Raw genomic sequence first — 2,152 nt, 5'->3', positions numbered from 1 at the left:
TGAAAGAGTTAAGTACTTTGGCATTTTTTAGTTCCTTATCGTTTATTTTAGTTTCGTCAAAACCTAATAAACTATATTTGGAACTCTCTTTCAACTATTTAAAACTTTCAGAATACAATCTAGCATAAAGTTACCATAATAGTCTATACGATTCATAGATTGAGCAACTTCTACACTACCACCACATTCTACACCACCATTAATGATTTGTGTAGTCACACCAAACCCAGGAGTTAGGTTGTTCGCTTTATCAGCAGCATTTGGTTGCCAAGTACCATCGATAACATGTAGCATAGATGGCTTTGGTGGCTGTGGATATACAAAGAAGAATACTGCAGATGCTAAATTTAACCATGTATCAGCAACCATATCCGGATTATCTAGTAATACTCTTACATCACCAAACATAGCTTGTGAGAAAGGTCCGTAGTTATAGTTATAACTTAATTGTTTTGCACCACGTCCGAAGTAAGATTTAAAATCACCATTTTCAAACTTACCACATGGCCAAGTTTGACCTTGCCATACATTTGGATTACACTCACCATTATAACCACCACGCATATTTTCATCCCATCCCATTTCACGTACATGGACTAAGCCTTGACGCCATTCTGCTACATCCCACCAACTAGTATGTCCGCCTGTTTCTTGAGTAAAGTGAGCAAACATGGTAGCTAGAGACTTACGACAAATAGCATCTGAATCTCTACCATCTGTGTAAGTACCACAGAATGCTGGGAATTTAGCCACTGCCTTTAGGAAGTTTTCATATGTATATTCTGGCGAACGTTCTGGGAACATATAATTCCATACACCTTCAGCAGATTTTGTTTCAATGGCATTATCTTTTATAGCTACTTCTGTGAATATTTTTTCAACTCTTTTAACATTATCATGATTATTTGGGTTACCTGCAGTTACAGCTTCAACCACACTGTTATCTCTTGTCTTAATAGACTCTTTCACTTGGCTTAAAACTGTTCCACTTGTTAATTCAGCTTCTTTTGCATCAAGTTTAGCTTGAGTCGTAACATATTTATCAGAAGTTGGCTCATCAGGATTGCTAGGATCGTATAAATCCCAAGCAGTCTCCCAAGCAGTACCAGAGCCTGGAGCATAAGCCCACCCAGCAGCACTTGAACATCAAGCAGCAACACCAGCTTTACATTTGTATAATTTACCATTAGCAGAGACTATAGTACCACTTTCATATTTTGTACCAGCAACATAGCTCTGATAATCTCCACTTGGAGGATCAATCGGATCTACTGGGTCAACAGGATCGACTGGATCAATTGGATCAATTGGATCAATCGGATCTACTGGGTCAACAGGGTCGACTGGATCAATTGGATCTGTCGGATCAACAGGGTCATCACTACCACCATTACCAACTGAAAAACTTTCGACATTAAATATGGGAGCGCTTGGAGAGAAGCTGAAGCTTGCAGTACTACCCGCTGTAACAATAGTTGGCTGACCACTCCATTGCTTAGAAGTAATCGATATAACTCCTCCATTTGACTGAGTTATACTAGCATTGCCGGATACCCCAAATACTGCCAACTTCTACACCATTGCTCAATTTAAATGAGATAGGATTTTCCTCTAGATTTGTATTTTTATCGCAGCTAAAAGTTATTTTACCTGTCCAACCTTTTTGTACATCTTCTAGTTTGCAATTAGCAAAAGCTAAAGATCCCATTAAAGTTAAGGTAAATGCTGATAAGATTTTTATCTTATTATTCATTTTTAGTTTCCTTATAATTTTTAAGATTATTTAATAATTATTAAGTAATTGTTATTACTTATTTAGCTCAAATATTTTTTATTTGAGTTGTGATTAATTATATATTAGGTATCATGTGTGTGGGTATATTAGAATTTGATAAGGCTTGTTAAAAATTGATAAATGAATTCTAATAATTTGATGATTTAAATCAAAAATCTACTGCTGTTCTCTGGTGTGAATTATCTATATTACGCGAAATATTCAGCTTATTATTTGATGTTTCTTAAATAGCTAGATTGTATTCTGAAAGTTTTAAATAGTTGAAAGAGAGTTCCAAATATAGTTTATTAGGTTTTGACGAAACTAAAATAAACGATAAGGAACTAAAAAATGCCAAAGTACTTAACTCTTTCAAAT

Annotated in this window: 3 protein-coding genes; all 3 read right to left on the bottom strand. The window is 35.3% G+C overall.

Annotation, left to right across the window (positions count from 1 at the left end):
- Positions 1–90: 90 nt before the first annotated feature.
- Entirely contained in the window at positions 91–969 is an 879-nt protein-coding gene (locus F8C69_RS10905) for a chitinase (RefSeq protein WP_236352455.1), read from the bottom strand.
- Positions 970–1,146: 177 nt separating this feature from the next.
- Positions 1,147–1,569 (bottom strand): hypothetical protein, encoded by a 423-nt coding sequence (locus F8C69_RS10900; protein ID WP_234384185.1) that lies wholly within the window; start codon positions 1,567–1,569, stop codon positions 1,147–1,149.
- On the bottom strand, positions 1,538–1,753 hold the full coding sequence (locus F8C69_RS09930) for a hypothetical protein (RefSeq protein WP_159185030.1): 216 nt from the start codon (positions 1,751–1,753) through the stop codon (positions 1,538–1,540). Before F8C69_RS09930 ends, F8C69_RS10900 begins: the two co-directional genes overlap by 32 nt.
- Positions 1,754–2,152: the final 399 nt, after the last annotated feature.

Source organism: Francisella noatunensis subsp. noatunensis (assembly GCF_009823375.1).
In the GTDB taxonomy this organism is placed as follows: Bacteria; Pseudomonadota; Gammaproteobacteria; order Francisellales; family Francisellaceae; genus Francisella; species Francisella noatunensis.
This window is presented reverse-complemented; position numbering and strand designations above follow the sequence as displayed.